The organism is Pseudomonas sp. EA_65y_Pfl1_P113 (genome assembly GCF_963970525.1).
GTDB lineage: Bacteria > Pseudomonadota > Gammaproteobacteria > Pseudomonadales > Pseudomonadaceae > Aquipseudomonas > Aquipseudomonas tritici.
This window is the reverse complement of the sequence record NZ_CAXAQM010000033.1, coordinates 21,298-46,744: the sequence shown is the minus strand read 5'-3', so window position 1 is coordinate 46,744 and position 25,447 is coordinate 21,298. Positions and strand designations below refer to the sequence as shown.

24 protein-coding genes are annotated in these 25,447 nt (G+C 60.2%); 14 read left to right on the top strand and 10 right to left on the bottom strand.

The window, feature by feature from the left end; all coding sequences use genetic code 11:
• Window positions 1–173: 173 nt before the first annotated feature.
• Together argF and AACY52_RS23095 are read left to right on the top strand one after the other, a co-directional pair.
• Window positions 174–1,094: an ornithine carbamoyltransferase gene (argF, locus tag AACY52_RS23100; protein ID WP_339417850.1), complete on the top strand. Its 921-nt coding sequence runs from the start codon at window positions 174–176 to the stop codon at window positions 1,092–1,094.
• Window positions 1,091–2,200 carry an ABC transporter ATP-binding protein gene (locus AACY52_RS23095; RefSeq protein ID WP_339417848.1) on the top strand — a complete coding sequence of 370 codons (1,110 nt, stop codon included), beginning with the start codon at window positions 1,091–1,093 and terminating at the stop codon, window positions 2,198–2,200. Before argF ends, AACY52_RS23095 begins: the two co-directional genes overlap by 4 nt.
• A gap of 44 nt (window positions 2,201–2,244) precedes the next feature.
• On the opposite strand, the gene ybaK is transcribed toward AACY52_RS23095, so the two are convergent.
• Window positions 2,245–2,715: a Cys-tRNA(Pro) deacylase gene (gene ybaK / locus AACY52_RS23090; RefSeq protein WP_049709756.1), complete on the bottom strand. Its 471-nt coding sequence runs from the start codon at window positions 2,713–2,715 to the stop codon at window positions 2,245–2,247.
• A 327-nt stretch (window positions 2,716–3,042) separates the two neighbouring features.
• Between ybaK and AACY52_RS23085 the strand changes: the two genes are divergently transcribed.
• From AACY52_RS23085 to AACY52_RS23035, 11 genes are all read left to right on the top strand, one after another.
• On the top strand, window positions 3,043–3,900 hold the full coding sequence (locus AACY52_RS23085; protein WP_339560817.1) for an MIP/aquaporin family protein: 858 nt from the start codon (window positions 3,043–3,045) through the stop codon (window positions 3,898–3,900).
• A 76-nt stretch (window positions 3,901–3,976) separates the two neighbouring features.
• The gene (glpK, locus tag AACY52_RS23080; RefSeq protein WP_339417846.1) at window positions 3,977–5,482 is read left to right on the top strand and encodes a glycerol kinase GlpK; all 1,506 of its coding nucleotides are present in this window, start codon (window positions 3,977–3,979) and stop codon (window positions 5,480–5,482) included.
• Between the two features lie 95 nt (window positions 5,483–5,577).
• Window positions 5,578–6,333, top strand: a complete 756-nt coding sequence (locus AACY52_RS23075) for a DeoR/GlpR family transcriptional regulator (protein WP_339417845.1) — start codon at window positions 5,578–5,580, stop codon at window positions 6,331–6,333.
• 184 nt (window positions 6,334–6,517) lie between these two features.
• Window positions 6,518–8,056 (top strand): glycerol-3-phosphate dehydrogenase, encoded by a 1,539-nt coding sequence (gene glpD / locus AACY52_RS23070; RefSeq protein ID WP_339427112.1) that lies wholly within the window; start codon window positions 6,518–6,520, stop codon window positions 8,054–8,056.
• Window positions 8,057–8,360: 304 nt separating this feature from the next.
• Entirely contained in the window at window positions 8,361–9,287 is a 927-nt protein-coding gene (locus tag AACY52_RS23065; RefSeq protein ID WP_339417842.1) for a glutamate/aspartate ABC transporter substrate-binding protein, read from the top strand.
• 193 nt (window positions 9,288–9,480) lie between these two features.
• Entirely contained in the window at window positions 9,481–10,227 is a 747-nt protein-coding gene (locus tag AACY52_RS23060; protein ID WP_065872525.1) for an amino acid ABC transporter permease, read from the top strand.
• Window positions 10,227–10,898 carry an ABC transporter permease subunit gene (locus AACY52_RS23055; protein WP_339417840.1) on the top strand — a complete coding sequence of 224 codons (672 nt, stop codon included), beginning with the start codon at window positions 10,227–10,229 and terminating at the stop codon, window positions 10,896–10,898. Before AACY52_RS23060 ends, AACY52_RS23055 begins: the two co-directional genes overlap by 1 nt.
• Window positions 10,895–11,629, top strand: coding sequence for an amino acid ABC transporter ATP-binding protein (locus AACY52_RS23050; RefSeq protein WP_339417839.1), 735 nt, complete (start codon window positions 10,895–10,897; stop codon window positions 11,627–11,629). Before AACY52_RS23055 ends, AACY52_RS23050 begins: the two co-directional genes overlap by 4 nt.
• Window positions 11,630–11,736: 107 nt before the next feature.
• A complete protein-coding gene (locus tag AACY52_RS23045; protein WP_339417838.1) occupies window positions 11,737–13,638 on the top strand; it encodes a sensor histidine kinase in 1,902 nt (633 codons plus the stop codon).
• Window positions 13,635–14,984: a sigma-54 dependent transcriptional regulator gene (locus tag AACY52_RS23040; protein ID WP_339417837.1), complete on the top strand. Its 1,350-nt coding sequence runs from the start codon at window positions 13,635–13,637 to the stop codon at window positions 14,982–14,984. The genes AACY52_RS23045 and AACY52_RS23040 overlap by 4 nt, the downstream gene beginning before the upstream one ends.
• Window positions 14,984–15,322: a GlpM family protein gene (locus AACY52_RS23035; protein ID WP_339417835.1), complete on the top strand. Its 339-nt coding sequence runs from the start codon at window positions 14,984–14,986 to the stop codon at window positions 15,320–15,322. The genes AACY52_RS23040 and AACY52_RS23035 overlap by 1 nt, the downstream gene beginning before the upstream one ends.
• Before the next feature lie 32 nt (window positions 15,323–15,354).
• Here AACY52_RS23035 and AACY52_RS23030 read toward each other — a convergent pair whose 3' ends face one another.
• From AACY52_RS23030 to AACY52_RS23005, 6 genes are all read right to left on the bottom strand, one after another.
• Complete coding sequence (locus AACY52_RS23030; protein ID WP_339417834.1) at window positions 15,355–16,752, bottom strand: sigma-54 dependent transcriptional regulator; 1,398 nt, start codon at window positions 16,750–16,752, stop codon at window positions 15,355–15,357.
• Complete coding sequence (locus tag AACY52_RS23025) at window positions 16,742–18,511, bottom strand: ATP-binding protein (RefSeq protein WP_339455556.1); 1,770 nt, start codon at window positions 18,509–18,511, stop codon at window positions 16,742–16,744. Before AACY52_RS23025 ends, AACY52_RS23030 begins: the two co-directional genes overlap by 11 nt.
• Window positions 18,511–19,635 (bottom strand): GNAT family N-acetyltransferase, encoded by a 1,125-nt coding sequence (locus tag AACY52_RS23020; protein WP_339437933.1) that lies wholly within the window; start codon window positions 19,633–19,635, stop codon window positions 18,511–18,513. Before AACY52_RS23020 ends, AACY52_RS23025 begins: the two co-directional genes overlap by 1 nt.
• 85 nt (window positions 19,636–19,720) lie before the next feature.
• Window positions 19,721–20,629 (bottom strand): alpha/beta fold hydrolase, encoded by a 909-nt coding sequence (locus AACY52_RS23015; RefSeq protein WP_339427115.1) that lies wholly within the window; start codon window positions 20,627–20,629, stop codon window positions 19,721–19,723.
• Window positions 20,626–22,020 carry an aspartate aminotransferase family protein gene (locus AACY52_RS23010; protein ID WP_049709772.1) on the bottom strand — a complete coding sequence of 465 codons (1,395 nt, stop codon included), beginning with the start codon at window positions 22,018–22,020 and terminating at the stop codon, window positions 20,626–20,628. The genes AACY52_RS23015 and AACY52_RS23010 overlap by 4 nt, the downstream gene beginning before the upstream one ends.
• Window positions 22,013–22,717 (bottom strand): MtnX-like HAD-IB family phosphatase, encoded by a 705-nt coding sequence (locus tag AACY52_RS23005; RefSeq protein WP_339417825.1) that lies wholly within the window; start codon window positions 22,715–22,717, stop codon window positions 22,013–22,015. The genes AACY52_RS23010 and AACY52_RS23005 overlap by 8 nt, the downstream gene beginning before the upstream one ends.
• Window positions 22,718–22,945: 228 nt before the next feature.
• Between AACY52_RS23005 and AACY52_RS23000 the strand changes: the two genes are divergently transcribed.
• Entirely contained in the window at window positions 22,946–23,716 is a 771-nt protein-coding gene (locus tag AACY52_RS23000) for a MipA/OmpV family protein (RefSeq protein ID WP_339417823.1), read from the top strand.
• A gap of 25 nt (window positions 23,717–23,741) precedes the next feature.
• Here the strand turns inward: AACY52_RS23000 and AACY52_RS22995 are convergent, their stop codons facing one another.
• The 3 genes from AACY52_RS22995 to AACY52_RS22985 are packed head-to-tail and all read right to left on the bottom strand — an operon-like array spanning window position 23,742 to window position 25,440.
• A complete protein-coding gene (locus AACY52_RS22995; protein ID WP_339417821.1) occupies window positions 23,742–24,146 on the bottom strand; it encodes an EamA family transporter in 405 nt (134 codons plus the stop codon).
• On the bottom strand, window positions 24,143–24,523 hold the full coding sequence (locus AACY52_RS22990; RefSeq protein ID WP_339417819.1) for a transporter: 381 nt from the start codon (window positions 24,521–24,523) through the stop codon (window positions 24,143–24,145). The genes AACY52_RS22995 and AACY52_RS22990 overlap by 4 nt, the downstream gene beginning before the upstream one ends.
• The gene (locus AACY52_RS22985) at window positions 24,520–25,440 is read right to left on the bottom strand and encodes an arginase (RefSeq protein WP_339427117.1); all 921 of its coding nucleotides are present in this window, start codon (window positions 25,438–25,440) and stop codon (window positions 24,520–24,522) included. The genes AACY52_RS22990 and AACY52_RS22985 overlap by 4 nt, the downstream gene beginning before the upstream one ends.
• Window positions 25,441–25,447: the final 7 nt, after the last annotated feature.

Sequence of the window (25,447 nt, the reverse complement as noted above, 5' to 3'; positions counted from 1 at the left end):
TGCTTGAACGCCCTTTAAAACCGTAGCCCTATTGGTAAGACGCGACATTTAATTATAAGATCGCGCCTTCCCCTATTTCGTCGCCCCGTGCGGCTTTCGCCGCAGGTCTCGCCCGTTGTCACAATAAACAAGGCTTTGAGTATCTGCGGTCTGTTGCAAAAAGGTAGTTAATGATGAGCGCAAGGCACTTTCTCTCCCTGATGGATTGCACGCCCGAAGAGCTGGTCAGCGTGATCCGTCGAGGCATTGAGCTTAAAGACCTGCGTAACCGCGGCGTACTGTTCGAGCCTTTGAAAAACCGCGTGCTCGGGATGATTTTCGAGAAGTCATCAACCCGCACCCGCGTGTCTTTCGAAGCCGGCATGATTCAACTGGGTGGCCAGGCCATCTTCTTGTCCTCGCGCGACACCCAATTAGGGCGTGGCGAGCCGGTCGCCGACAGCGCGAAGGTGATGTCGAGCATGCTCGACGCCGTGATGATCCGTACCTTTGCCCACAGTACCGTGACCGAATTTTCCGCCAACTCCCGCGTACCGGTGATCAACGGCCTGTCCGATGACCTGCACCCGTGCCAGTTGCTGGCCGACATGCAAACCTTTCTCGAACACCGTGGCTCGATTCAGGGCAAGACCGTGGCGTGGATCGGCGACGGCAACAACATGTGCAACAGTTATATAGAAGCGGCGATCCAATTCGACTTCCAATTGCGCGTTGCCTGCCCGGAAGGCTATGAACCTGATGCGCGCTTCCTGGCGCAGGCCGGTGACCGCGTGACCCTGGTTCGCGACCCGCGTGACGCGGTGATCGGCGCGCACCTGGTGAGCACCGACGTCTGGACCTCCATGGGCCAGGAAGACGAAACCACCAAGCGCCTGGCCCAGTTCGCCCCGTATCAAGTGAACCGCGCCCTGCTCGACCTGGCCGCGCCCGACGTGTTGTTCATGCACTGCCTGCCGGCGCACCGTGGCGAAGAAATCAGCCTTGACCTGCTTGACGATCCGCGCTCGGTCGCCTGGGACCAGGCCGAGAACCGCCTGCATGCGCAAAAAGCCCTGCTCGAGTTCCTCGTCCCGCCGTCGTACCACCACGCATGAGCCAGCCATTACTGCTGAACCTACGCAATCTGGCATGCGGCTATCAAGATCAACGGGTGGTGCAGAACCTCAACCTGCACCTGAATGCCGGCGATATCGGTTGCCTGTTAGGCTCTTCGGGCTGCGGCAAGACCACAACGTTGCGCGCCATTGCCGGGTTTGAGCCGGTGCACGAGGGTGAAATCAGCCTGGCGGGCGAAGTGATCTCCAGTGCCGGGTTCACTCTGGCGCCGGAGAAACGCCGCATCGGCATGGTGTTCCAGGACTACGCACTGTTTCCTCACCTCAGCGTGGCTGACAACATCGCCTTCGGCATTCGCAAGCACCCGCAACAAGACCGCGTGGTCGCTGAGTTGCTGGAACTGGTGAACCTGAAAAACCTGGGCAAGCGCTTTCCTCATGAGCTTTCCGGCGGCCAGCAACAACGCGTCGCTCTCGCCCGTGCTTTGGCGCCGGAGCCGGCATTGTTATTGCTGGACGAACCCTTCTCCAACCTGGATGGCGAGTTGCGACGCAAGCTCAGCCACGAGGTGCGGGATATCCTCAAGGCACGCGGCACCAGTGCGATTCTGGTGACCCATGATCAGGAAGAAGCCTTCGCGGTCAGCGACCAGGTCGGTGTTTTCAAGGAGGGCCGCCTTGAGCAGTGGGACACGCCCTACAACCTCTATCACGAACCGCAGACACCATATGTCGCCAGCTTTATCGGCCAGGGTTACTTCATTCGTGGCCAGTTAAGTTCGCCGGAATCCGTGAGCACCGAACTCGGCGAGCTACGCGGCAACCGCGCCTACACCTGGCCTACCGGTGGTGCGGTGGATGTGCTGCTGCGCCCGGATGACATCGTCTACGCGCCAGACAGCGCGCTGAAAGCGCAGATCGTCGGCAAGACGTTCCTGGGGGCGTCTACCTTGTACCGCCTGCAACTTCCGACGGGCGCGCAATTGGAGTCGATTTTCCCCAGCCACGCCGACCATCAGGTGGGAGCGGATGTGGGGATTCGGGTTGCGGCTGAGCATCTGGTGTTATTTCAGGCGTCAGGGAGTACGGCGGCGCAAATCCCTAAAGTCGAATCCGGCGTACGCCGCTACAGCCCTGCGCACTGAATAACTGACGAAACCGGCTTGACTTCAGGCGCTGCAAAATAGATTCAGGCTCGGCCAATCGGCGCGAATTTAGCCTGGGTATGCTCAGCCAGCACCGCCGCTGGCAATTCCACTTCCAGCCCCCTTCTACCCGCGCTCACAAAAATGGTCGCGAACGGCTGCGCCGTCACATCGATAAACGTGCGCAACCGCTTCTTCTGCCCCAGCGGGCTGATGCCGCCTAACAAGTAACCCGTAGAGCGCTGCGCCGCTGCCGGGTCGGCCATTTCGACTTTTTTCACCCCGGCAGCGTGCGCCAGCCCTTTCAGGTCGAGACTTCCGACGACCGGCACCACCGCCACCAACAATTCGCCTTTCTCACTGCTCGCCAGCAAGGTCTTGAACACCTGCGCCGGGTCGAGGCCCAACTTCTCCGCGGCCTCCAGCCCATACGAAGCCGCCTTGGGGTCATGTTCGTAACTGTGGATACGATGTTCGGCGCGAACTTTTTTCAACAAATCCAATGCAGGCGTCATGGTGTCTCCGGGCATTGCAAACAGATGGCCGATTCTAGGCCAAGCCCACGCAAAAGGCTCTAGTACGCCCACTTTTAAGGTACACACGCAAGATGACAAGCGTGATCATTCACCAGACCAATAGTTTGAAAGTGACTGACCGTTCACTTTCGACCTTTGACAGCGGTCATTCTTGTCTATATTTTTTCGTTTCCGAATACTGTAGGAATAGCTCCGCAGTATTCAAGCAGTAAGCCGTGTCCGGGATGGGGATCCTTGCCACGGTGAAAATCGCGCAATAACCCGTTGAGGTTGTGCGCCAGACAAGAACAACAACTGAGGTTTTCCATGACAACTGCTCTTCAACAGCCTTCACTTTCGAGCCAATGTATGGCCGAGTTCCTGGGGACTGCGCTTCTTATCTTCTTCGGTACGGGATGTGTCGCTGCGCTCAAGGTCGCGGGTGCCAGCTTTGGCTTGTGGGAGATCAGTATCATCTGGGGGGTGGGCGTCAGTATGGCGATCTACCTGAGCGCCGGCATTTCCGGGGCGCACCTGAACCCCGCCGTCAGTATTGCCCTGTGCATTTTCGCCGACTTCGACAAACGTAAACTGCCCTTCTATATCCTCGCCCAGATCGCCGGCGCCTTCTGCTCGGCCGCCTTGGTGTACACCCTCTACAGCAACCTGTTTTTCGATTACGAACAAACCCACCATATGGTCCGTGGCACGCAAGCCAGCCTGGAACTGGCGTCGGTGTTTTCCACCTACCCCCATGCGCTACTGAGCACCGCCCAGGCCTTCCTGGTGGAAATGGTCATCACCGCGATCCTGATGGGCGTGATCATGGCCCTCACCGATGACAACAACGGCCTGCCACGCGGCCCGCTGGCCCCGCTGCTGATCGGCCTGCTGATCGCCGTGATGGGCAGTGCCATGGGCCCGCTGACCGGCTTCGCGATGAACCCGGCGCGGGATTTCGGGCCCAAGCTGATGACCTTTTTCGCCGGCTGGGGTGAAATGGCCTTTACCGGTGGCCGCGATATTCCTTACTTCCTGGTACCGATTTTCGCGCCGATTGTTGGCGCATGCCTAGGTGCTGCAGCGTATCGCGGGCTGATTGCCCGTCACCTGCCAAGCGCCGCACCTGCTATAGCTGAAGAAACACCTGACACGGCTGTCAACGGCAAAACCCGTATTTCCTGATCACGCCAGCCTGGCCGCTCCTGCTCTTTTGCAGCCAGGCTGACTACCGACTTTCTTATTTCCCAAGGCATTCGACATGACCGATATTCAGAATAAGAACTACATCATCGCCCTTGACCAGGGCACCACCAGCTCCCGCGCGATCATCTTTGATCGTGACGCCAACGTGGTCTGCACCGCCCAGCGTGAGTTCACTCAGCACTACCCACAGCCGGGCTGGGTCGAGCATGACCCGATGGAAATCTTCGCCACCCAGAGCGCGGTGATGGTCGAGGCCCTGGCCCAGGCCGGCCTGCACCATGATCAGGTCGCCGCCATCGGCATCACCAACCAGCGTGAAACCACCGTGGTGTGGGACAAAGTCACCGGTCGCCCAATCTACAACGCCATCGTCTGGCAATGCCGCCGCAGCACCGAGATTTGCCAGCAACTCAAGCGCGACGGCCATGAGCAATACATTAATGACGCCACCGGCCTGGTCACCGACCCGTACTTCTCCGGCACCAAGCTCAAGTGGATCCTCGACAATGTCGAAGGCAGCCGCGAGCGTGCGCGCAACGGCGAGCTGCTGTTCGGTACCATCGACAGCTGGCTGATCTGGAAATTTACCGGCGGCAAAACCCACGTCACCGACTACACCAACGCCTCGCGCACCATGCTTTTCAACATCCACACCCTTGAGTGGGATGCGAAGATGCTGGAGATCCTCGACGTGCCGCGCGAAATGCTGCCGGAAGTGAAGTCGTCGTCGGAAATCTACGGCCGCACCAAAAGCGGCATCGCTATCGGCGGTATCGCCGGCGACCAGCAGGCTGCACTGTTCGGTCAGATGTGCGTTGAAGCAGGCCAGGCCAAGAACACCTACGGCACTGGCTGCTTCCTGCTGATGAACACCGGCGACAAAGCGGTGAAATCCCAGCACGGCATGCTTACCACCATCGCCTGCGGCCCGCGTGGCGAAGTGGCCTACGCCCTGGAAGGCGCCGTGTTCAACGGCGGCTCCACCGTGCAATGGCTGCGTGACGAGCTGAAGATTATTGCCGATGCCACCGACACCGAATACTTCGCCAGCAAGGTCAAGGACAGCAACGGCGTGTACCTGGTCCCGGCGTTCACCGGCCTGGGCGCGCCGTACTGGGACCCGTATGCCCGCGGCGCCCTGTTTGGCCTGACCCGCGGCGTACGCGTGGATCACATCATTCGTGCGGCCCTGGAGTCGATTGCCTACCAGACCCGCGACGTACTTGACGCCATGCAACAAGACTCGGGCGAACGCCTCAAAGCCTTGCGTGTGGACGGCGGCGCGGTCGCCAACAACTTCCTGATGCAGTTCCAGGCCGATATCCTCGGCACCCAGGTCGAGCGCCCGCAAATGCGCGAGACCACCGCATTGGGCGCCGCGTACCTGGCAGGCCTGGCCTGCGGCTTCTGGGGCAGCCTGGATGAATTGCGCGGCAAGGCGGTGATCGAACGCGAATTCGAACCCCAGTTGGACGAAGTCGCCAAGGAGAAGCTCTACGCCGGCTGGCAAAAAGCGGTAAGCCGTACCCGCGACTGGGAACCGCACGAAGGCGCTGAATAAGCCAAGCGCCGGATCCATATAGGGTTGTAACTGGCAGGGAGCGGATTCCTGCGTCATCATGGGCCACTTTTGTATGGCAGCCCAAAGGACGCCCCATGAATCTGCCTCCCCGCCAACAACAAATCCTCGAACTGGTCCGCGAACGCGGCTATGTCAGCATCGAGGAAATGGCGCAGCTATTCGTTGTCACCCCGCAAACCATCCGCCGCGATATCAACCAACTGGCGGACGCCAATCTGCTGCGCCGCTACCACGGCGGCGCGGCCTACGATTCCAGTGTCGAAAACACCGCGTACGCCATGCGTGCCGACCAGATGCGCGACGAGAAACAGCGCATCGGCGAAGCCATCGCGGCGCAAATCCCCGATCACGCCTCGCTGTTCATCAATATCGGCACCACTACCGAATCCATCGCCCGTGCGCTGCTCAACCACAACCACCTGAAAATCATCACCAACAACCTCAACGTCGCCACCATGCTCAGCGCCAAGGACGACTTCGACGTGCTGTTGACGGGCGGTAATGTGCGCCGTGACGGCGGCGTGGTGGGCCAGGCGAGTGTCGACTTCATCAACCAGTTCAAGGTCGACTTTGCCTTGGTGGGTATCAGCGGTATCGATGAAGATGGCAGCTTGCTCGACTTTGACTACCAGGAAGTGCGGGTTTCCCAGGCAATTATCGCCAATGCGCGCAAGGTCATCCTGGCGGCCGACTCCAGCAAATTCGGGCGCAACGCCATGATTCGCCTGGGGCCGATCAGTCTGGTGGATTGTCTGGTGACCGATCAGCAGCCGGTGCCGGCGCTGGTGCAGTTGTTGAATGAGCATAAGGTTCAGTTGGAAGTCGTCTAGGTTCTCGTTCCCACGCTCCGCGTGGGAACTATCAGCGGTTATGTTCACAAATTTTCCTTTACCCGCCCTTCGATGAGTTTTTTCAATCGAAGTCAGGTGGCTGCGCGCGCGTTTATCCGCTACTATTTTCGCAAATGAACATTAATGTTCGAATTCCAATACGAAAAGATCGCGAGGCCAGCCGATGAACCCTTCTACCTTGCCTGCTCCACCGCTTGCCGAAGTCTATGACGTTGCCGTTATAGGCGGCGGAATCAATGGCGTCGGCATTGCAGCAGACGCAGCCGGTCGCGGTTTGTCGGTTTTCCTTTGTGAAAAGGATGATCTGGCCAGCCACACCTCTTCCGCTAGCAGCAAGCTGATCCACGGTGGCCTGCGCTACCTTGAACATTACGAGTTCCGCCTGGTGCGCGAAGCGTTGGCCGAACGCGAAGTGCTGCTGGCCAAGGCCCCGCACATCGTCAAGCAGATGCGTTTCGTGTTGCCGCACCGCCCGCACCTGCGTCCGGCATGGATGATCCGTGCCGGCCTGTTCCTGTACGACAATCTCGGCAAGCGCGAAAAGCTCGCCGGCTCGAAAAGCCTCAAGTTCGGCCCGGACAGCCCACTGAAAAGCGAAATTACCAAAGGCTTCGAGTACTCCGATTGCTGGGTCGATGACGCCCGCCTTGTCGTCCTAAACGCCATGGCCGCCCGCGAAAAAGGCGCGCACATCCATACCCAGACCCGGTGCGTCAGCGCCCATCGCAGCAAGGGCCTGTGGGAAATGAACATGGAACGCGCCGATGGCAGCCTGTTCTCGATCCGTGCCCGCGCACTGGTCAACGCCGCTGGCCCATGGGTGGCCAAGTTCATCAAGGATGACTTGAAACTGGATTCGCCCTACGGCATCCGTTTGATCCAGGGCAGCCACCTGATCGTGCCGAAACTCTACGAAGGTGCCCACGCGCACATCCTGCAGAACGAAGACCAGCGCATCGTTTTCACCATTCCGTACCTGAACCACCTGACCATCATCGGCACCACCGACCGCGAATACACGGGCGACCCGGCTGCAGTTGCGATCACCGAAGGTGAAACCGACTACATGCTCCAGGTGGTCAACGCACACTTCAAGAAGCAACTGAGCCGCGACGACATCCTCCATACTTACTCTGGCGTTCGCCCACTGTGCAACGACGAGTCGGACAACCCGTCGGCCATTACCCGCGACTACACGCTGGCGCTGTCCGGCGGCACGGGCGAGGCACCGATCCTGTCGGTGTTTGGCGGTAAGCTGACCACCTATCGCAAGCTCGCCGAATCGGCGATGGCGCAACTGGCGCCGTATTTCACCCAGATGCGCCCAAGCTGGACCGCCAAGGCCAGCCTGCCTGGCGGCGAGGACATGACCACGCCAGAAGCCTTGGCCGAAGCCATTCGCAGCAAATTCGACTGGGTGCCGAGTGAAATCGCCCGCCGTTGGTCCACTACTTATGGCAGCCGCACATGGCGCTTGCTGGAAGGCGTGCAATCGATGGCTGACCTGGGCGAGCACCTGGGTGGCGGCCTGTATACCCGAGAAGTCGATTACCTGTGTGCTGAAGAATGGGTGACCCAGGCTCAAGACATACTGTGGCGTCGTACCAAGCTGGGCCTGTTCACCACTGCGCAAGAACAGGAGAACGTGCAGCGTTATCTGTCCAAGGTCGAGCAGAACCGCAGCAAGATTGAAGCGGCCTGACTGCCAATAACGAACAAAGCCCCTGCACCGTGAGGTCCAGGGGCTTTGTTTTGCATTCGGTTTTCCGAACGCGACAGCCAACCCTATTCGGTTTGCCGGATCCAGAACTAAGATTTTTTCCGACACATAAAGTTAATTTTCATAAAAATCAAAGCTTTAAGCTTTTAACGCTGGTCTGGCACGACTCATGCTCTACACTCTTGGACGATTGCCTGAGACGCCTCAGGAGCCGTCACGGGCATTCGCTGTACAAGAGAGCCGTTTAGCCGGCTTCATAAAAAAAACAAATGTCGAGGAAGTATTGATGCGCATCGTTCCCCATATTCTGGGCGCAGCTATCGCTGCTGCTCTGATCAGCACTCCAGTTTTCGCCGCCGAACTCACCGGCACGCTGAAAAAGATCAACGACTCCGGCACCATCACTCTCGCTCACCGCGACAGCTCCATTCCGTTTTCCTACATCGCGGATGGTTCGGGCAAACCAGTGGGCTACTCCCACGACATTCAGTTGGCCGTCGTAGAGCAACTGAAAAAAGACCTGAACAAACCCGACCTGAAGGCCAAGTACAACCTGGTCACTTCGCAAACCCGTATTCCGCTGATCCAGAACGGCACCGCGGACCTCGAGTGCGGCTCCACCACCAACAATGCCGAACGCGCCCAACAAGTTGATTTCACCGTCAACATTTTCGAAATCGGCACCCGTCTGCTCGTCAAGAAAGACAAGGATGGCAAGCCGAGCTACGCCGACTTTGCTGACCTGAAAGGCAAGAACGTCGTGACCACCGCTGGCACCACGTCCGAGCGCATCATCAAATCGATGAACGCTGACAAGCAAATGGGCATGAACATCATCTCCGCCAAAGACCACGGCGAATCCTTCCAGATGCTGGAAAGCGGCCGTGCCGTTGCCTTCATGATGGACGACGCCCTGCTGGCCGGTGAAGAAGCCAAGGCCAAGAAGCCGGACGACTGGGTCATCACCGGTACTCCACAGTCCTTTGAAGCCTATGCCTGCATGGTGCGTAAAGACGACCCGGCCTTCAAAAAGGCTGTCGATGACGCCATCGTCGCCCTGTACAAATCCGGCGAGATCAACAAGATCTACAGCAAGTGGTTCGAGAGCCCGATCCCACCAAAAGGCCTGAACCTGAACTTCCCGATGAGCGACAAGGTTAAGGAGCTGATCGCTAACCCAAGCGACAAGCCAGCGCCTGACGTAAAAATCTAATACCTGACTAAGCTTATGTCCTGAGGGAGCCAACCCTCCCTCAGGCGTCTGTTACTACCTGCTGGCAATAAATTGGAACACTCGACCTGGCGGTTTTCGAGCCGATCGTGTGTGCCTGGCGTTCACCGTCAGGCGGGAAAGGATCTTCCCCAAGCGGGTGCTTGTACATCGATCGATTTCGGGGGAGACCCTAATGAATTACAACTGGGACTGGAGCGTGTTCTTCAAGTCCACCGGCGTGGGCAGCGAGACTTATCTCGACTGGTACATCGCCGGCTTGGGCTGGACCATCGCCATCGCTGTCGTGGCATGGATTATCGCCTTACTGCTGGGGTCCATTCTGGGCGTCATGCGCACCGTGCCGAACCGTCTCGTAGCGGGCATTGCGACCTGCTATGTGGAACTGTTCCGTAACGTGCCGCTGCTGGTTCAGCTATTCATCTGGTATTTCCTGATACCCGACCTGCTGCCGCAGAACCTGCAAGACTGGTACAAACAAGACCTCAACCCGACCACTTCGGCTTACCTGAGCGTCGTCGTATGCCTGGGCCTGTTCACCGCCGCCCGAGTGTGTGAGCAAGTACGTACCGGTATTCAGGCACTTCCGCGTGGCCAGGAATCAGCTGCACGTGCCATGGGTTTCAAGCTGCCGCAGATCTACTGGAACGTGCTGCTGCCCCAAGCCTACCGGATCATCATTCCGCCGCTCACCTCGGAATTCCTCAACGTCTTCAAGAACTCCTCCGTGGCGTCCTTGATCGGCCTGATGGAACTGCTGGCACAAACCAAGCAGACCGCCGAGTTCTCGGCCAACCTGTTTGAGGCCTTCACCCTGGCCACGCTGATCTACTTCACCCTGAACATGAGCCTGATGCTGCTGATGCGCATGGTCGAGAAGAAAGTCGCGGTGCCCGGCCTGATCTCCGTGGGGGGTAAATAATGGACTTCGATTTCAGCGGCATCATCCCCGCCATCCCGGGCCTGTGGAACGGCATGGTCATGACCTTGCAGTTGATGGTCATGGGCGTGGTCGGCGGTATCGCACTGGGTACGGTCCTGGCGCTGATGCGCCTGTCGTCCAGCAAACTGCTGTCGCGCCTCGCCGGCGCTTATGTGAACTACTTCCGCTCGATCCCGCTGCTGCTGGTGATCACCTGGTTCTACCTGGCGGTGCCGTTCGTGCTGCGCTGGATCACCGGCGAAGACACCCCAATCGGCGCGTTCGCCTCCTGCGTCGTGGCCTTCATGATGTTCGAAGCCGCGTACTTCTGCGAAATCGTGCGAGCCGGCGTGCAGTCGATCCCCAAGGGCCAGATGGCGGCGGCACAGGCAATGGGCATGAGCTATGGCCAGACCATGCGCCTGATCATCCTGCCCCAGGCGTTCCGCAAGATGACCCCGTTGCTGCTGCAACAGTCGATCATCCTGTTCCAGGACACCTCGCTGGTCTACACCGTGGGCCTGGTGGACTTCCTCAACTCCGCCCGCTCTAACGGCGACATCATCGGCCGCTCCAATGAGTTCCTGATCTTTGCCGGTGTCGTCTACTTCATCATCAGCTTTTCCGCCTCGCTGCTGGTCAAGCGTCTGCAAAAAAGGTTTGCCGTATGATCTCGATCAAGAACATCAACAAGTGGTATGGCGACTTCCAGGTGCTGACCGATTGCAGCACTGATGTCAAAAAAGGCGAAGTGATCGTGGTGTGCGGGCCGTCCGGCTCGGGCAAGTCCACCCTCATCAAGTGCGTCAACGCGCTGGAACCGTTCCAGAAGGGCGACATCGTGGTCGACGGCACCTCCATCGCCGACCCGAAAACCAACCTGCCAAAACTGCGTTCACGCGTGGGCATGGTGTTCCAGCACTTCGAACTGTTCCCGCACCTGACCATCACCGAGAACCTGACCATCGCGCAGATCAAGGTGCTGGGTCGCAGCAAGGAAGAAGCCACCAAGAAGGGCCTGCAATTGCTTGAGCGTGTGGGCCTGTCGGCGCACGCCCACAAGCACCCGGGTCAGCTTTCCGGCGGCCAGCAACAACGTGTGGCTATTGCCCGCGCCTTGGCCATGGACCCGATCGTGATGCTGTTCGACGAACCCACCTCAGCCCTCGACCCGGAAATGGTCAACGAAGTACTGGACGTGATGGTGCAACTGGCCCACGAAGGCATGACCATGATGTGCGTGACCCACGAAATGGGCTTCGCCCGCAAAGTGGCCGACCGCGTAATCTTCATGGACGCCGGCAAGATCATCGAAGACTGCCCGAAAGAAGAATTCTTCGGCGACATCAGCGCCCGCTCCGAACGCGCGCAGCAATTCCTTGAGAAAATCCTGCAGCACTAAGCATTACAGCGCTTTCACTGTAGAAACCGGATCCATTATGGGAGCAAGCCCGCTCCCACAATGGACCGTACAGGCAGGCAAGCGCTGGTTGACCCAAGGCATCTGTGATGAAATGCGACCCCAACCAATTTCGCGCCGCACCGCCATCACTTGCCGTGAAACCACGCCTGATACGCCAACTGTTCCTGCCGCCGTTGATCATCGCCCTGATGATCAGCCTGGGTTATATCGGCTTCTGGATCAGTGAGTACTACGGCATCCGCACCCTCAGCGATACCGGCGAACGCCAACTGGAGTTGCATGCCCGCACCGTCGAAAGCGAACTAAGCAAATACACCTACCTGCCCAGCCTTCTGGAACTGGAGTCCAGCGTCTCCAAACTGCTGGCCGACCCAACCCAGGAAACCCGCAAGACCGTCAACGACTACCTCGAAGGCCTGAACCGACGCAGTCGCAGTCGGGCCATCTACGTGATGGACACCACCGGCCGCGTGCTGGCCACCAGTAACTGGCGCGATGCCGACAGTTACCAGGGTGAAGACCTGTCCTTTCGTGCCTACTTCCAGAACGCCGTGCGTGGTCAGCCCGGGCGGTTCTATGGCATCGGCAGCACCAACGGCGAACCTGGCTACTACCTGGCCCACGGCCTGGAAGAACACGGCAAAATCATCGGCGTCGCCGTGGTCAAAGTGCGCCTCGAAGCCCTGGAGGAACGCTGGCAACGCGCGCGCCTCGAGGCCTTCGTCAGCGATGAGAACGGCATCATTATCCTTTCCAGCGACCCGGCCCGCCGCCTCAAGGCCGTGCGCCCGCTGAGCGATGACACCAAGGATCGCCTGGCCCACAGCCTGCAGTATTACTGGGCGACATTGAACGAGCTGGAACCCCTGGCCCGCGAGCGCCTCAATGAAGCCACCGAGAAACTGACGTTCCCAGCCAACAACGAAGTGGTGAACGACCAGCGCGAAGTCAGCTACCTGGCGCAAACCCGTCCGCTTAATGACACACCCTGGAATTTCACCCTGCTTACCCCGCTCAACGACCTGCGTCGCGCCGCCATCAACCAGGGCATCCTGGTGGCGGTCGCGTTTGGCCTGGTGGCGTTTTTGCTGATTGCCTGGAATGAGCGGCGCAAAGTCATCGCCACCCGCCTCGCCGCGCGGGAAGCCCTGCAGGAAGCCAACAGCCAGCTGGAGCGTCGGATTGCCGAACGCACCGCCGACCTGCGCGCCAGCAACGAACGGCTCAAGGGCCAGATCCGCGAACGCCGCCAGGCCGAAGAAACCCTGCGCCGCGCCCAGGATGAACTGGTGCAGGCCGGCAAACTGGCGGCTATCGGCCAGATGTCCACCAGCATCGCCCACGAACTGAACCAGCCCCTGGCCGCCTTGCGCACCTTGTCCGGCAACACGGTGCGTTTCCTCGAGCGCGGCGCCCTCGACACCGCCAGCGCCAACCTCAAGACCATTAATGAACTGATCGACCGCATGGGCCGCATCACCGCCAGCCTGCGCTCCTTCGCCCGGCGCGGCGATGACCAGGGCGAAGCCAACCTCGCCAAAGCCGTGGACGCCGCGTTCCAGGTACTGGGCGCGCGCCTGGACGACCTGTCGCTGAGCGTGCACCGTGACTTTGTCCCCGCCCAACTGCAAATCGACCAGACGCGCCTGGAGCAGATCCTGGTCAACCTGATCGGCAATGCCCTCGACGCCATGCAGGCCCAACCTGCCCCCGAGCTGTGGCTGGACGGCAGCAGCAGCGAGGGCAAATATCGCCTGCACGTACGCGACAACGGCCACGGCATCGACGCCGAGGCGCGCAAACATTTGTTCGAACCGTTCTTCACCACCAAACCCGGCGAGCAAGGCCTGGGCTTGGGCCTGACGCTTTCCGCCAGCCTCGCGGCGGCCACTGGCGGCAACCTTGCCGTGGAGCATCCGGCCAGTGGTGGAACGACCTTTGTCCTGAGCCTGCCGCTGGCGGGTGCTCAAAAAGCTGAGTCGACATGAATACAGACGCTACAGTCCCTAAAGACGACCTCACCGTGCTGATCGTCGAAGACGACCCCCATGTACTGCTCGGCTGCCAGCAAGCCCTGGCACTGGAAGACATCCACAGCGTCGGCGTGGGCAGTGCCGAAGAAGCCTTGAAGCGCATCGGCGAGAACTTCGCGGGCATTGTGATCAGTGACATCCGCTTGCCGGGCATTGATGGCCTGGAGCTGCTCACCCGCCTCAAGGCCCTGGATAAAAGCCTGCCGGTGGTGCTGATTACCGGGCATGGCGATATCTCCATGGCGGTCGGCGCGATGCGCAACGGCGCCTACGATTTCATGGAAAAACCCTTCTCCCCCGAACGCCTGGTGGACGTCGCCCGTCGCGCCCTGGAGCAGCGCGGGCTGGCGCGGGAAGTCTGGTCGTTGCGCCGTCAGCTGGCCGAGCGCGACGCCCTCGAGGGCCGCATCATTGGCCGCTCGCCCGCCATGCAGAACCTGCGCGAGCTGATCGCCAACGTCGCCGACACCTCGGCCAACGTGCTGATCGAAGGCGAGACCGGCACCGGCAAGGAACTGGTCGCGCGCTGCCTGCACGATTTCAGCCGGCGCCATTCGCACCAGTTCGTCGCGTTGAACTGCGGCGGCTTGCCGGAGAACCTCTTCGAAAGCGAGATTTTCGGCCACGAAGCCAACGCCTTTACCGGCGCCGGCAAGCGCCGCATCGGCAAGATCGAGCACGCCCACGAAGGCACGTTGTTCCTTGATGAAGTGGAAAGCATGCCGATCAACCTGCAGATCAAACTGCTACGGGTGCTGCAGGAACGCACCCTGGAACGCTTGGGTTCGAACCAGAGCGTGGCAGTGGATTGCCGGGTGATAGCCGCCACCAAGTCCGACCTCGACGAATTGAGCCGTGCCAGTCAGTTCCGCAGCGACCTGTACTACCGCCTCAACGTGGTGACCCTTGAACTGCCGCCGCTGCGCGAACGCCGCGAAGACATCCTGCAGCTGTTCGAACATTTCCTGCAGCAATCATCCTTGCGCTTCGACCGGGCCGTGCCGGAATTGGACAACCAGACCCTGTCGAACCTGATGAGCCACGACTGGCCCGGCAACGTGCGCGAACTGCGCAACGTCGCCGAACGCTTCGCCCTGGGCCTGCCCGCCTTCAAGAAAAGCGGCGCCAGCGGCGGCAACCATGGCCTGGCCTTTACCGAGGCGGTGGAGGCCTTCGAACGCAACCTGCTCAACGATGCCTTGCAACGCAGTGGCGGCAACCTGACCCAGGCCAGCCAGGAATTGGGGATGGCCAAGACCACCTTGTTCGATAAAGTTAAAAAGTACGGGTTGAGCCACTGATGGATCTATTCTTGAAAGCCGCCCTGGGCGCGGCGGTGGTGCTGATCCTGGCGGCGCTGGCCAAGACCAAGAACTATTACATCGCAGGGTTGGTACCGCTGTTTCCGACCTTTGCGTTGATCGCGCATTACATCGTCGGCAAGGGCCGCTCGGTGGACGATTTGAAGACCACCATCCTGTTCGGAATGTGGTCGATCATTCCGTATTTTGTGTATTTGGCGACGTTGTATGTGGTGGTGGATCGGATGCGGTTGGAGGCCTCTTTAGCCGTAGCGGCGGTAGCGTGGTTGATGGCCGCAACCGTCCTGGTCAGCATCTGGGTACGCGTCCATTCCTGACAAAACACGGTCGAAATGTAGCTAACAGGGGATCAGCGTACGATCTTGTCGACTTGAATCCCCAGCTTCTTCAAGCGATACCAAAAGCTCCTCTCCGAAATCCCGATCTTCGCCGCCGCCGCAGCCTGCACGCCGTTGCTCTCCTGCAACGCTGCCAGAATGTAGGCCTTCTCCACCTCCGCCAGCGCCGCATCCAGGTCCTGGGGAATCCCCGGCCCCTCGCTGAGGATCGCCGCTAAGCCGCCCTCGCTCGGCTTCGAGGCAAACAAATAACCCGGTAGGTCGATATCTTCGATCACGGGAGAGGCGGCCACGATGGTCGCGCGCTCCACGCAGTTCTGCAGCTCACGAATATTGCCCGGCCAGTGATACGCCGCCATGGCCTGCAACGCTTCGGCGCTGAAACCGGTAATGCGCTTGCCGGCCGTGGCGCTGAGGGTGTGGGCGAAGTGGCGAGCCAGGGGCGCGATGTCCTCCACACGCTCGCGCAAGGCCGGCAAAGGAATCGGGAACACGTTGAGGCGGTAATAAAGGTCTTCACGAAACTCTTTGTTAGCCACCGCCTCCAGCAGGTTCTTATTGGTAGCGGCGATCACCCGCACATCCACCTTGCGCTCGCGGGGGTCGCCCACCGGCTCGATCACCCGCTCCTGCAAGGCGCGCAGGATCTTGGCCTGTAACGCCAGGGGCATATCGCCCACTTCATCCAGGAACAATGTGCCTTTGTCGGCCTGCTGGAAGCGCCCTACCCGATCAGCCACGGCGCCGGTAAACGCGCCCTTGCGATGGCCGAACATTTCGCTTTCCAGCAAGCCTTCCGGGATCGCCGCGCAATTGACCGCCACGAACGGTTTGTCAGCCCGGCAGCCGTGTTTGTGGATGGCGCGGGCGACCATTTCCTTGCCGGTGCCGCTTTCACCCGTCAGCAGGATGGTGGCGCTGCTGTCACGCACCGAGTCCACCGCTTGCAGCACCTTGCGAAACGCCGGGCTGTCGCCCACCAGGCTGTCGAACTGCGCGTGCTCATCCAGCTCGGCACGCAGGCGTGCGTTGTCGCGCATGATGTCGCGAAATTGCAGGGCCTTGGCCACGGTGATGTCGAGCTCGTCGATATCGAACGGCTTGGCGATGTAGTCGTAGGCGCCGTTGCGCATCGACTGCACGGCGTTTTTCACCGTGCTGTAGGCGGTCATCACAATCACCGGCACGTGCGGGTAGCGCACCTTGATCTCGGCCAGCAGCGCCGGCCCGTCCATGCCGGGCATGCGCCAATCGCTGATCACCAGGTCGATGTCTTCCTGCTCCAGCACCTTGAGCGCGTGCAGGCCGTTGCCGGCGACAAACACCTGCACCTCGTTCTGGCCCAGGGCCGAGGCAAGCAGGTCGCAGAGCTTGGGTTCGTCGTCGACTACCAGAATGTTATGCGTCATGACTGTCCTCGTCGTCTTCGCCCATTGCCGGAATGTACAGGCTGAACGTGGCGCCGGCATCTTTCTCGCTGGCACATTCGATGCTGCCGTCGTGACTTTCCATAATCGAATAGACTTTAGCCAGGCCCAGGCCGGTGCCGGAAGCCTTGGTGGTGACGAATGGCGTGAAGATACGCTCGACCATTTCCGCCGGAATACCCTGGCCGGTGTCGGCGATGCTGATCACCGTATTTTCGCCCACGGCGCGAATGCCCAGAGTTAGGCGTCCGCCTTCGGGCATTGCGTCGATGGCGTTGAGAATCAGGTTGAGGCACGCCTGCTTGAGCTGCTTGGCATCCGCGTAGATCGTCGCCCCCGGCGCCTGGTCGTCGATGTGTGCATCGATGTTATGGGTGGCCAATTCCGGGCCGCAGAAGCCGAGGATTTCCTCCACCAAGGGTCGCGTTGGCTGCAGCACGCGCAACGGTGGGTTGGGCTTGGCAAAGTCGAGAAACTCGGTGATCAGGTCATTGATGCGGCTGACTTCACTGATCACGTATTCCAGGTGACGCTTGTCGGTTTCCGCCAGGTCAGCGCGACGGTGCAGCAGTTGCGTCGCCGTCTTGATGATTCCCAGCGGGTTGCGGATCTCGTGAGCCAGGCCCATGGCGACTTCACCCAAGGCATGCAGGCGATCACGCCGACGCAACTGGGCTTCAAGGTGATGCAACTCGCCCAGACGCTCGGTCATGTGGTTGAAGGTGCTGCTCAACTGCGCCAGCTCGTCGCCGCCGCTGACCTCCACGCGGTGCGCGTAGTCGCCGGAAATCACCGCGTTAACACCTTGGGACAGGTCGCGCAAAGGCTTGGTCAGGCGTCGCGACACCAACACCCCGGCCGCCAACGACAGCGCCGAACTGAGCAGGAAGATCAGCACGAACAGATTACTCTGGTTCACCAGCCCGACCAGGCTGGTGTGGCGCAGCAGGCCGCTGAAAATCACGCCTTGCAAGTCACCGGCATCATTGAAGATCGGCCAGTACAAACCGCTGTAGTTATTGGTGAACTGCTCGCTGGGCTGCCGGGTGGCGCGCATCGCGGTTTCAACGCTCTTGGGGATGCGCGAAGGGTGATCCTCAAACCGTTGGGTCGAGAAAATCTCGGAGAAACCGTCCGGGTTGGCCAGGTACAGGCGCAGGTCGAGGGAATGCACATCGGCCACGCTGGTGAGGAAACTGCTGTCCAGGTAAGTCCCGACCAGCAGCTCGTAATCAACGCCGTCCTGCGAGGTATCGAACGTCGAGACCACGATGCCGGTGGACACGCCCTCCACCTGCACAGTCTGCAACACCGTATTTTTGGCCAGGCTGATCTGCTTGACGATGTCGGATGCGGCGGTACTGAACACGACTTTTTGGTCACTGGTGCGAATCAACGCTACCACGTCGATATCAGTGGCATCGGCAATGTCGGCGGTCAGCCGGTCGTGTTTGGCGGCTTGCTTGTTCTCAGGCGGGCTGGTGTAGCGCAGGAACAATTTGGCCATGCGCGCGTTGTCATGAAGGATATCGCCGATCTCGTCCTTGACGATCTTGGTGGATTCCTGCAGCCAGATGCGCACGTTGCTGTCGAAGATCTGCGACAACGTAGTGGCGGCCAACTCCGCCGCGATCATGGTCGGGATCACACTGACCAACCAGAACGCCAGCACCAGCTTGCGCTGGACGCTCCAGCGCGAAATGGCAAAGGGGCGGGCTTTCTGGCGGGTCTTGGTGATCATCAGGTTTCGCTTATCGCAGCAGCCATGGCGGGGTCGGAACGGTCCGGTCGAATAAACACTTTTACAAGCTTGAGCAGGCCATTGACCAGCCGGTTGCGGTGGCGGAAAAACACACGGTTACCCTGGAACTCACAGCCCAGGCGCAGCTTACTGGCATACCCGGCCTGCCCACACTCATACAACGCAATATTATTCTGAATACAGTAGTCGACGTTAGTCAGCCAACTACGGAAGTACAGGTTGTAGTCGCGGGTGAACTCGACGTCATGCCCGAAAAACTTGTCCACCAGCCGTTGTTCGTCCACCAGCATCAGGTTGAACGCCACCAGCCGCTCGTCTACCCAGTAAAGAACACAAACCGCGCGCTGATCAAGCCGTTCGAGCACGCCGGTGAAGTAGCCGGCAGGCAGCCGTTCGAACTGCAACTCGGCGCGTGTCAGCGTGGCTTCGTACAGGCGCATGACGTCGGGCAGCACGTCGTCGATATTGCGCCGCCACTCCACCCGCGGCCCCGGCGCGCGCAGTTTGCGGCGCAGGTCCTTGCGGGTGGATTTGCCCAGCGAGCCGAGGTAAGCATCTACCGATCCATAAGGCAGCGGCAACACGCCGGTGGGCAGGCTCGGCATGCTTTGAAAGCCTGCAGCCCGGCAAGTCTCAAGCCAATAGGGGTCTGTGCTTGGCGCGTCCTTGACCGCCACCAGGCCGATACCAACGTCATCGGCATCCCGGCGCGCGGCTTCCAGCAGGTGCTTGAGCATCATCGGGCGGCGCGCATCCGCCACGCCACTGGCGAAACCCACGTCGCAACGTTCGGCCACCGGAGAGCCGAGGGCATACAACCCCAACTGCAAAAGCCCGGGCCACAGCCGTTCTACACGCTCGGTCAGGCGCTTGCCGGCGCCCGATACCGTGGCGTCGAGGCGATAATGAGTAATGAACGCGGCGGCCACTGCCACCAGCGTGCCATTTTCGTAGACCGCCAGGTAACGCCACTGAAAATCATCGATAGCGGCGTTTTCCACGGCGACGTAATAGTCCCAGTCTTCCAGGGCTCCCGGGAAACAGTCGTTCCAGGCACTGCGCTGGATGGCCCGGATGGTTGGAAAGGCTTGGGTGGTAATCACGTATTCCCCTTATTTCTTTGGCGAACGCCGATCCAATGTGGGAGCTGTCGAGCTTAAGCGAGGCTGCGATAGCATCACCTCGGTTTCACTGATAGACCGAGGCGCCTGCATCGCTGCCTCGCTTAAGCTCGACAGCTCCCACAACGACCCGATTTGGCAGAACATAATGCGTGTGCTGTTCGATGAACTCGGCACTCAACTCGATCACCCGGCGGTATTGCAGGTCGACGGTGATCATGTGGTAGCAGTTGTCCAACAGAATCTTGGTCACCGGCCCGCCCAAGTGGCGCTCCACGTAATCGGCGTTCCAGCGGCTGGTGATGTCGTCCTCAATGGAATGCAACACCAGCGCGGGTACGTTGATCGATGGCATGCGCTTTTTGACCACGGCGTTCATCCAGTGCAATTCACGCACGGTCACGCCCTCCATCGTCAACAAACCCGCTTCGCTGCTTTCGCCCTCTTTCATCTGCCGTTCAACGATGGCCCGCAGGCGTTCGTTCTTGATGCCGTAGGGCGGTTTCTCGGTAAAGCGGAACAGGCGCACGCCGAATGGAATACGGATCAGCAACGGCGTGATGAACGCCATTTTGCTGATGCTCCAGCCGTCGTACTTGAGTGTGGTGGAGTACATCAGCAAGCCGGCGACCTGGCCTGGATGCTCCGACGCCAGGTACATCGACATCACCGCGCCCATCGACAAACCACCGACAAACACCTGCTCGTGCCGCTGTTTCACACCGACGAAGGTCTTGCGCACCCCTTCGTACCAGTCGCGCCAGCCAGTGGCTTGCAGGTCGCTGTTGTCACCGCAATGCCCGGCCAGGGTGGGCACATACACCGTGCAATTGCCCGCCTTGGCGAGGCCCTTGGCGACCTGGCGCAACTCCGTCGGGGTGCCGGTCAGGCCGTGGATCAACAGGACCCCGACCGGACCTTCACCGAGAACGAAACCGGCAGAACCTTCACCGAGGTCGATCTCTGCCTGGCTCACCGGTTGGTCGCCCGCACCAGCAGTTGTTCAAGCAACTTCAGGCCCAGTTCGATTTCCGGGTAGCTGATTTCCAGGGACGGTGCCAGGGTGATCACGTTTTTGTAGTAACCGCCTACGTCGAGGATCAGGCCGAGTTTCTGGCCATCTACGACCATGTCGCCTTTCATGCCTTCTTCGACCATGTAGTCCAGGGTCGCCTTGTCTGGCGTGAAACCGTCCGGGCCGCAGATTTCGCAGCGCAGGGCCAAGCCCAGGCCGTCGACGTCGCCGATGATCGGGAAACGTTTCTGCAGGTCTTGCAGGCCTTCGAGGAAAAACTTGCCCTTGGCCATGACCATTGCGCCGTAGTCGACTTCGTTGGTCATCTTGAACATTTCCAGACCTACCGCCGTGCCCAACGGGTTGGAGGCAAAGGTGGAGTGGGTCGAGCCTGGTGGGAAGATCTTCGGGTTGATCAATTCTTCACGGGCCCAGATGCCACCCAGCGGGTTGAGGCCGTTGGTCAGCGCCTTGCCAAAGACGATCACGTCCGGCTGCACGTCGAAGTGCTCGATCGACCACAGTTTGCCGGTGCGATAGAAACCCATCTGGATTTCGTCGGAGACCATCAAAATGCCGTGCTGATCCAGCACGTGCTTGAGTTCGCGGTAAAAGTTCATCGGCGGGATCACGTAGCCGCCGGTGCCCTGGATCGGCTCGACGTAGAACGCTGCGTATTCACACTGATTGGTTTTTGGGTCCCAGACGCCGTTGTATTCGGTCTCGAACAAGCGCGCGAATTGCTGCACGCATTGGCTGCCGTATTCTTCCTTGGTCATGCCTTTAGGGCCGCGGAAGTGGTACGGGAACGGAATGAAGTTGGCGCGTTCACCAAAGTGGCCGTAGCGGCGACGGTAGCGGAAGCTCGAGGTAATCGACGACGCGCCGAGCGTACGGCCGTGGTAGCCGCCTTCGAAGGCGAACATCAGGCTCTTGCCGTTGGACGCGTTACGCACCACCTTCAGGGAGTCTTCGATGGACTGCGAACCGCCCACGTTGAAGTGCACGCGACCGTCGAGGCCGAACTTCTTCTTGGCGTCCACCGCGATCATTTCCGACAGCTCGATCTTGCCCTTGTGCAGGTACTGGCTGGCGATTTGCGGCAGGGTGTCGATCTGCTGTTTCAGCGCATTGTTCAGGCGCGGGTTGGCATAACCGAAGTTGACCGCGGAGTACCACATTTGCAGGTCGAGGTAGGCCTGGTCTTCGGTGTCCCACACGTAGGAGCCTTCGCAACGGCTGAAAATACGCGGCGGCTCGATGTAGTGAACGGTGTCGCCGTAGGAGCAGTATTTGGCTTCTTTATCCAGAAGGATCTGGTCTTCGGCGGTAGCAATACGGATATCAGACATGGTGGAAGAGTTCCTGATTGTCGGAAGAGGTGTTGAAGGTGGTGGCGTTGGCGGCGATGCCTTGTGGCAGCAGCGCCAGCAATGCAGGCACTTCGGCAAAGCTGTCGAAGCGCGCGTGAGGGATGTTGTTGGCCCCGCAGTAGTCGGCGAGGCTGCCCTTGGCGAAGACAAAGTCGGCGGTGGAGGCCACGCACATGTCGGACTTGCCGTCGCCGATCACCAGCACGCGCTTGTGGCGTGGGGTGGATTTGCACTTGCAGTTGCCGGACGCGGCACGGCAGGCGTCGCTGGCGTACGGGAAGTCGATGCGCCAGCTGTTCTGGTCGACCTGGCGCAGGCGGTTGGCGAGGATCGGCAGCAAGCTCACGTAGTTGCGCGAGAGGATCCGCGCGATGCCCTGCTCGATGCCGTCGCTGACCACTTCGATGGACGCGCCCAGGCCGATCACGTGATCGACGAAGTCCGGGAAGTCCGGGTCAATCTCCACGCTGTCGAAATACGCCAGCAGTTCGGAGGGCGTCGCCTTGATCAGCGCCAGTTGGCGGCTCAGGCATTCGCGTGAACCGATGTGCCCATCCAGCCATTCCTGTTCGATGGTTTCCCACTCGGGGCCGGCGAAGCGTTGGAGGACGTTGTCGATGACATCGGTGGGAGTAATGGTCCCGTCGAAGTCACACACGATATGCCAGTGGATCATCTACGTTTACCTTGTAAGGGCGCGCTCAGTGCGCTTGCACAAGGGGTAGAGCAGAGAGTGTGCCAACTGGCCGGCGCCCAGCAGGGCCGGGGCTTTACCTGATGTTCCAAAGCAATATGTATCGTGCAAACTACAATTTTTGTAGCTTGCTACAAACAAGATGAGTGCTTGCGTACAGGTGGCCCTTCGCGCGTTCATGCGTGCCTGTCCAGACGAGGAAACGGCTCCATGCTCAAGGCTACTTCTGCTGTATTCGCCGGTTTACTGGGGCTGTGTGGCTTCTCCAGCACGGTCCTGGCCGATGCAATCACCGGCGAAGTGGGCGCGGGCTTCAGCTACCAGCCCCACGACCCCACCGGCAGCCGCTATGAAACACGGCCCGTGCCGTACCTGGATCTGGACTGGGGCAGTGTCAGCCTGAGCACCGATGACGGCTTGACCTGGAGCGCGCTGAACACCAACGGTCTCACTGCCGGCCCCTATATCAATTACCTGCAAGGACGCACCTCCAATGGCTCGCTGCAAGGTTTGCGCAATGTATCGGACATGGCTGAGGTAGGCGGCTTCATCCAGTACGCGCCCGCCGACTTCTGGCGCATTTATGCGCGGCTGGGCCAGGCCGTGGGCGGCGGGCATTCGCAAAGCGGCGCGCTGGGCAAGCTCGGTGGCGAACTCGGGTACCCACTGGGCGGCGGGATTATCGGCAGCACCGGCCTGGCGGCGAACTTCGCCGACGCGCGCCAGACCCAGACGTATTTCGGGGTAGATGCCAATGAATCCGCGGCCTCCGGGATTCGCCCGTACAACGCCAGTGGTGGTTTCCAGAACGTCACGCTGACCCAGAGTTTCGAGTTCCCGCTGGACGCAAAATGGTCGCTGCTGACCAGTGCCAGTTGGGTGCATTTGGTGGGCTCAGCGGCGGACAGCAGCATCGTCAAGCAAACCGGCGACGTGAACCAGGGCCAGGTGCAGACGGCGATCAGTTACAAGTTCGATTAATTCCTACGAGAGAGTGAGAGAAACCTCAGTTCTCTTCGCCTTCGGCCAACAGCGCAATCCCGCCAATAATCACCGCCACCCCCACCCAGTGCAGCGGGCTGATATGTTCCCCCAGCCCCAGCCACGAACCGAGCAACACCACCACAAACACCAGTGAACTCAGCGGGAACGCCAGGGACAGACTGCTGCGCCGCAGGATCAGCATCCACACGAAGAACGCGCCGATGTAGCAGGCTATGGCCGCCAGAATGCCTGGGTTGCGGGCCACCTCACCCAGCCACTGCCAGTTGAAATCCATCTGCCCCAATTGATTACCGGCCACTTTGGTAAACAACTGGCCAGCGCTTTCGGTACAGATCAGCAAGGCCCACAACACCACGGTGCCGAAGCGCCCGTGCAGCCATCCGGTATTCATCGTTTGCGTACTCATGCCTGACTCCCTGCAATGGCCACCAACATCACACCCAGCGTAATCACCAGCGTGCCCATCCAACGGCGGCGGCTGACGGTTTCGCCCAGCACTACCTTGCCCGCCAGTACCACCCCGCAATACGCCAGCGCCGCCGCTGGAAACAACAGGCTCAAAGGCGCACGCGACAGGGCTTCAAGCCAGACGAAAAACTCGACGACATAGGCGCCGATCCCAGCCCAAAGCAACGGCGCATTAAACACCTGGCCCCAGAACGCGTTCAGGCGGAAACCGCCGTCCAGCTCCGGTAAACGGTCCAGGCCGAGCTTGAAAAACAGTTGGCCGACCACATCGAGCACGATGGAAAACGCCACCAGCAACACCACAGTCAACGTCACGCAAACAGCTCCTCAAACAGGTCGATCAGGGCTTCATTGGTCGCCGCATTGCGCTGCAGATCCTCTGCGCTCCAGCGCTCGGGCGGTGGCTGGTCGGACTTGGCCTCCCAGCGCTTGAACGCATTGCTGAACACCGGTGTGGCGAACTCGCCGCACACGTCGATACCGATGATGCGTTTGCGCGCCGCCAACGCCCGCAGGGCTTGCAGCAGGTGGGTCAAGCGCATGCCGCCCTGGTCCCAGTTGGTGGCCGCGTCTTCGCTGGCCAGCACATCCTTGTCGAGGGTGATCCAGATCGCTTCGGTGGGCAGGCTGCTGATCATCTGATCGAGGAAAGCGGCCCAGTCCAGCTCAGCCAGGTTGCGCCAATGCAGGTGGTCTTCGCGCTGCTGATGGCCGGCGCCATCCCCCACCCGGCCCCAGACTTTCGACGGCGGATGCTGCCAGGGAAACAGCTGCAAGTGCCCGCGCTTGAGCGCCCCGAGGTTGCCGCCACGCAGTTGTGGGTTATGCAGGTCATCGCTGCACGGGCCGAGGGTGACGATGCGTTTGATCGCCGGCATTTTCAGCGCACGGTTGACCCATGAGCCACAGTGACGCTTGGGCGCAAAGCGTACCCAGTCGGGGTGGTTGTCGAAGTGGATCAGGCTGATGGGTTCTTTCAAGTCGGCGAGAAACGCCGGCGTCAGGTGGTGATAATCGCCGGAGCCGACAAACAGGATTTCCGGCCGCGCATCCTTAGGCCGAGGCCGCAGGGCCAGGCGTTCAGCGAAGCGCTTCCAGGTTTTTTCGGTAGACCACAGGCGCAGCTTGGGGCCCAGGTCCAGCAGGTCGATACGCGTGGCACGGCCGCTGGCCAAACGCCGGGCAATCGGCGCCTGGCCGGTGAGGCTGTGGTCGAGGTCAAGAATGTTCAAGGCAGTG

Coding starts and splice junctions, on each gene's coding strand:
- ybaK (WP_049709756.1), bottom strand. CDS start 2,715: ATGACGCCTGCATTGGATTTGTTGAAAAAAGTTCGCGCCGAACATCGT.
- AACY52_RS23025 (WP_339455556.1), bottom strand. CDS start 18,511: ATGATCACCAAGACCCGCCAGAAAGCCCGCCCCTTTGCCATTTCGCGC.
- AACY52_RS23055 (WP_339417840.1), top strand. CDS start 10,227: ATGGACTTCGATTTCAGCGGCATCATCCCCGCCATCCCGGGCCTGTGG.
- AACY52_RS23030 (WP_339417834.1), bottom strand. CDS start 16,752: ATGACGCATAACATTCTGGTAGTCGACGACGAACCCAAGCTCTGCGAC.
- AACY52_RS23045 (WP_339417838.1), top strand. CDS start 11,737: ATGAAATGCGACCCCAACCAATTTCGCGCCGCACCGCCATCACTTGCC.
- AACY52_RS23075 (WP_339417845.1), top strand. CDS start 5,578: ATGAATCTGCCTCCCCGCCAACAACAAATCCTCGAACTGGTCCGCGAA.
- glpK (WP_339417846.1), top strand. CDS start 3,977: ATGACCGATATTCAGAATAAGAACTACATCATCGCCCTTGACCAGGGC.
- AACY52_RS23095 (WP_339417848.1), top strand. CDS start 1,091: ATGAGCCAGCCATTACTGCTGAACCTACGCAATCTGGCATGCGGCTAT.
- AACY52_RS23065 (WP_339417842.1), top strand. CDS start 8,361: ATGCGCATCGTTCCCCATATTCTGGGCGCAGCTATCGCTGCTGCTCTG.
- AACY52_RS23050 (WP_339417839.1), top strand. CDS start 10,895: ATGATCTCGATCAAGAACATCAACAAGTGGTATGGCGACTTCCAGGTG.
- AACY52_RS23040 (WP_339417837.1), top strand. CDS start 13,635: ATGAATACAGACGCTACAGTCCCTAAAGACGACCTCACCGTGCTGATC.
- AACY52_RS23010 (WP_049709772.1), bottom strand. CDS start 22,020: ATGTCTGATATCCGTATTGCTACCGCCGAAGACCAGATCCTTCTGGAT.
- AACY52_RS23085 (WP_339560817.1), top strand. CDS start 3,043: ATGACAACTGCTCTTCAACAGCCTTCACTTTCGAGCCAATGTATGGCC.
- AACY52_RS22995 (WP_339417821.1), bottom strand. CDS start 24,146: ATGAGTACGCAAACGATGAATACCGGATGGCTGCACGGGCGCTTCGGC.
- AACY52_RS23035 (WP_339417835.1), top strand. CDS start 14,984: ATGGATCTATTCTTGAAAGCCGCCCTGGGCGCGGCGGTGGTGCTGATC.
- glpD (WP_339427112.1), top strand. CDS start 6,518: ATGAACCCTTCTACCTTGCCTGCTCCACCGCTTGCCGAAGTCTATGAC.
- argF (WP_339417850.1), top strand. CDS start 174: ATGAGCGCAAGGCACTTTCTCTCCCTGATGGATTGCACGCCCGAAGAG.
- AACY52_RS23060 (WP_065872525.1), top strand. CDS start 9,481: ATGAATTACAACTGGGACTGGAGCGTGTTCTTCAAGTCCACCGGCGTG.
- AACY52_RS23000 (WP_339417823.1), top strand. CDS start 22,946: ATGCTCAAGGCTACTTCTGCTGTATTCGCCGGTTTACTGGGGCTGTGT.
- AACY52_RS23005 (WP_339417825.1), bottom strand. CDS start 22,717: ATGATCCACTGGCATATCGTGTGTGACTTCGACGGGACCATTACTCCC.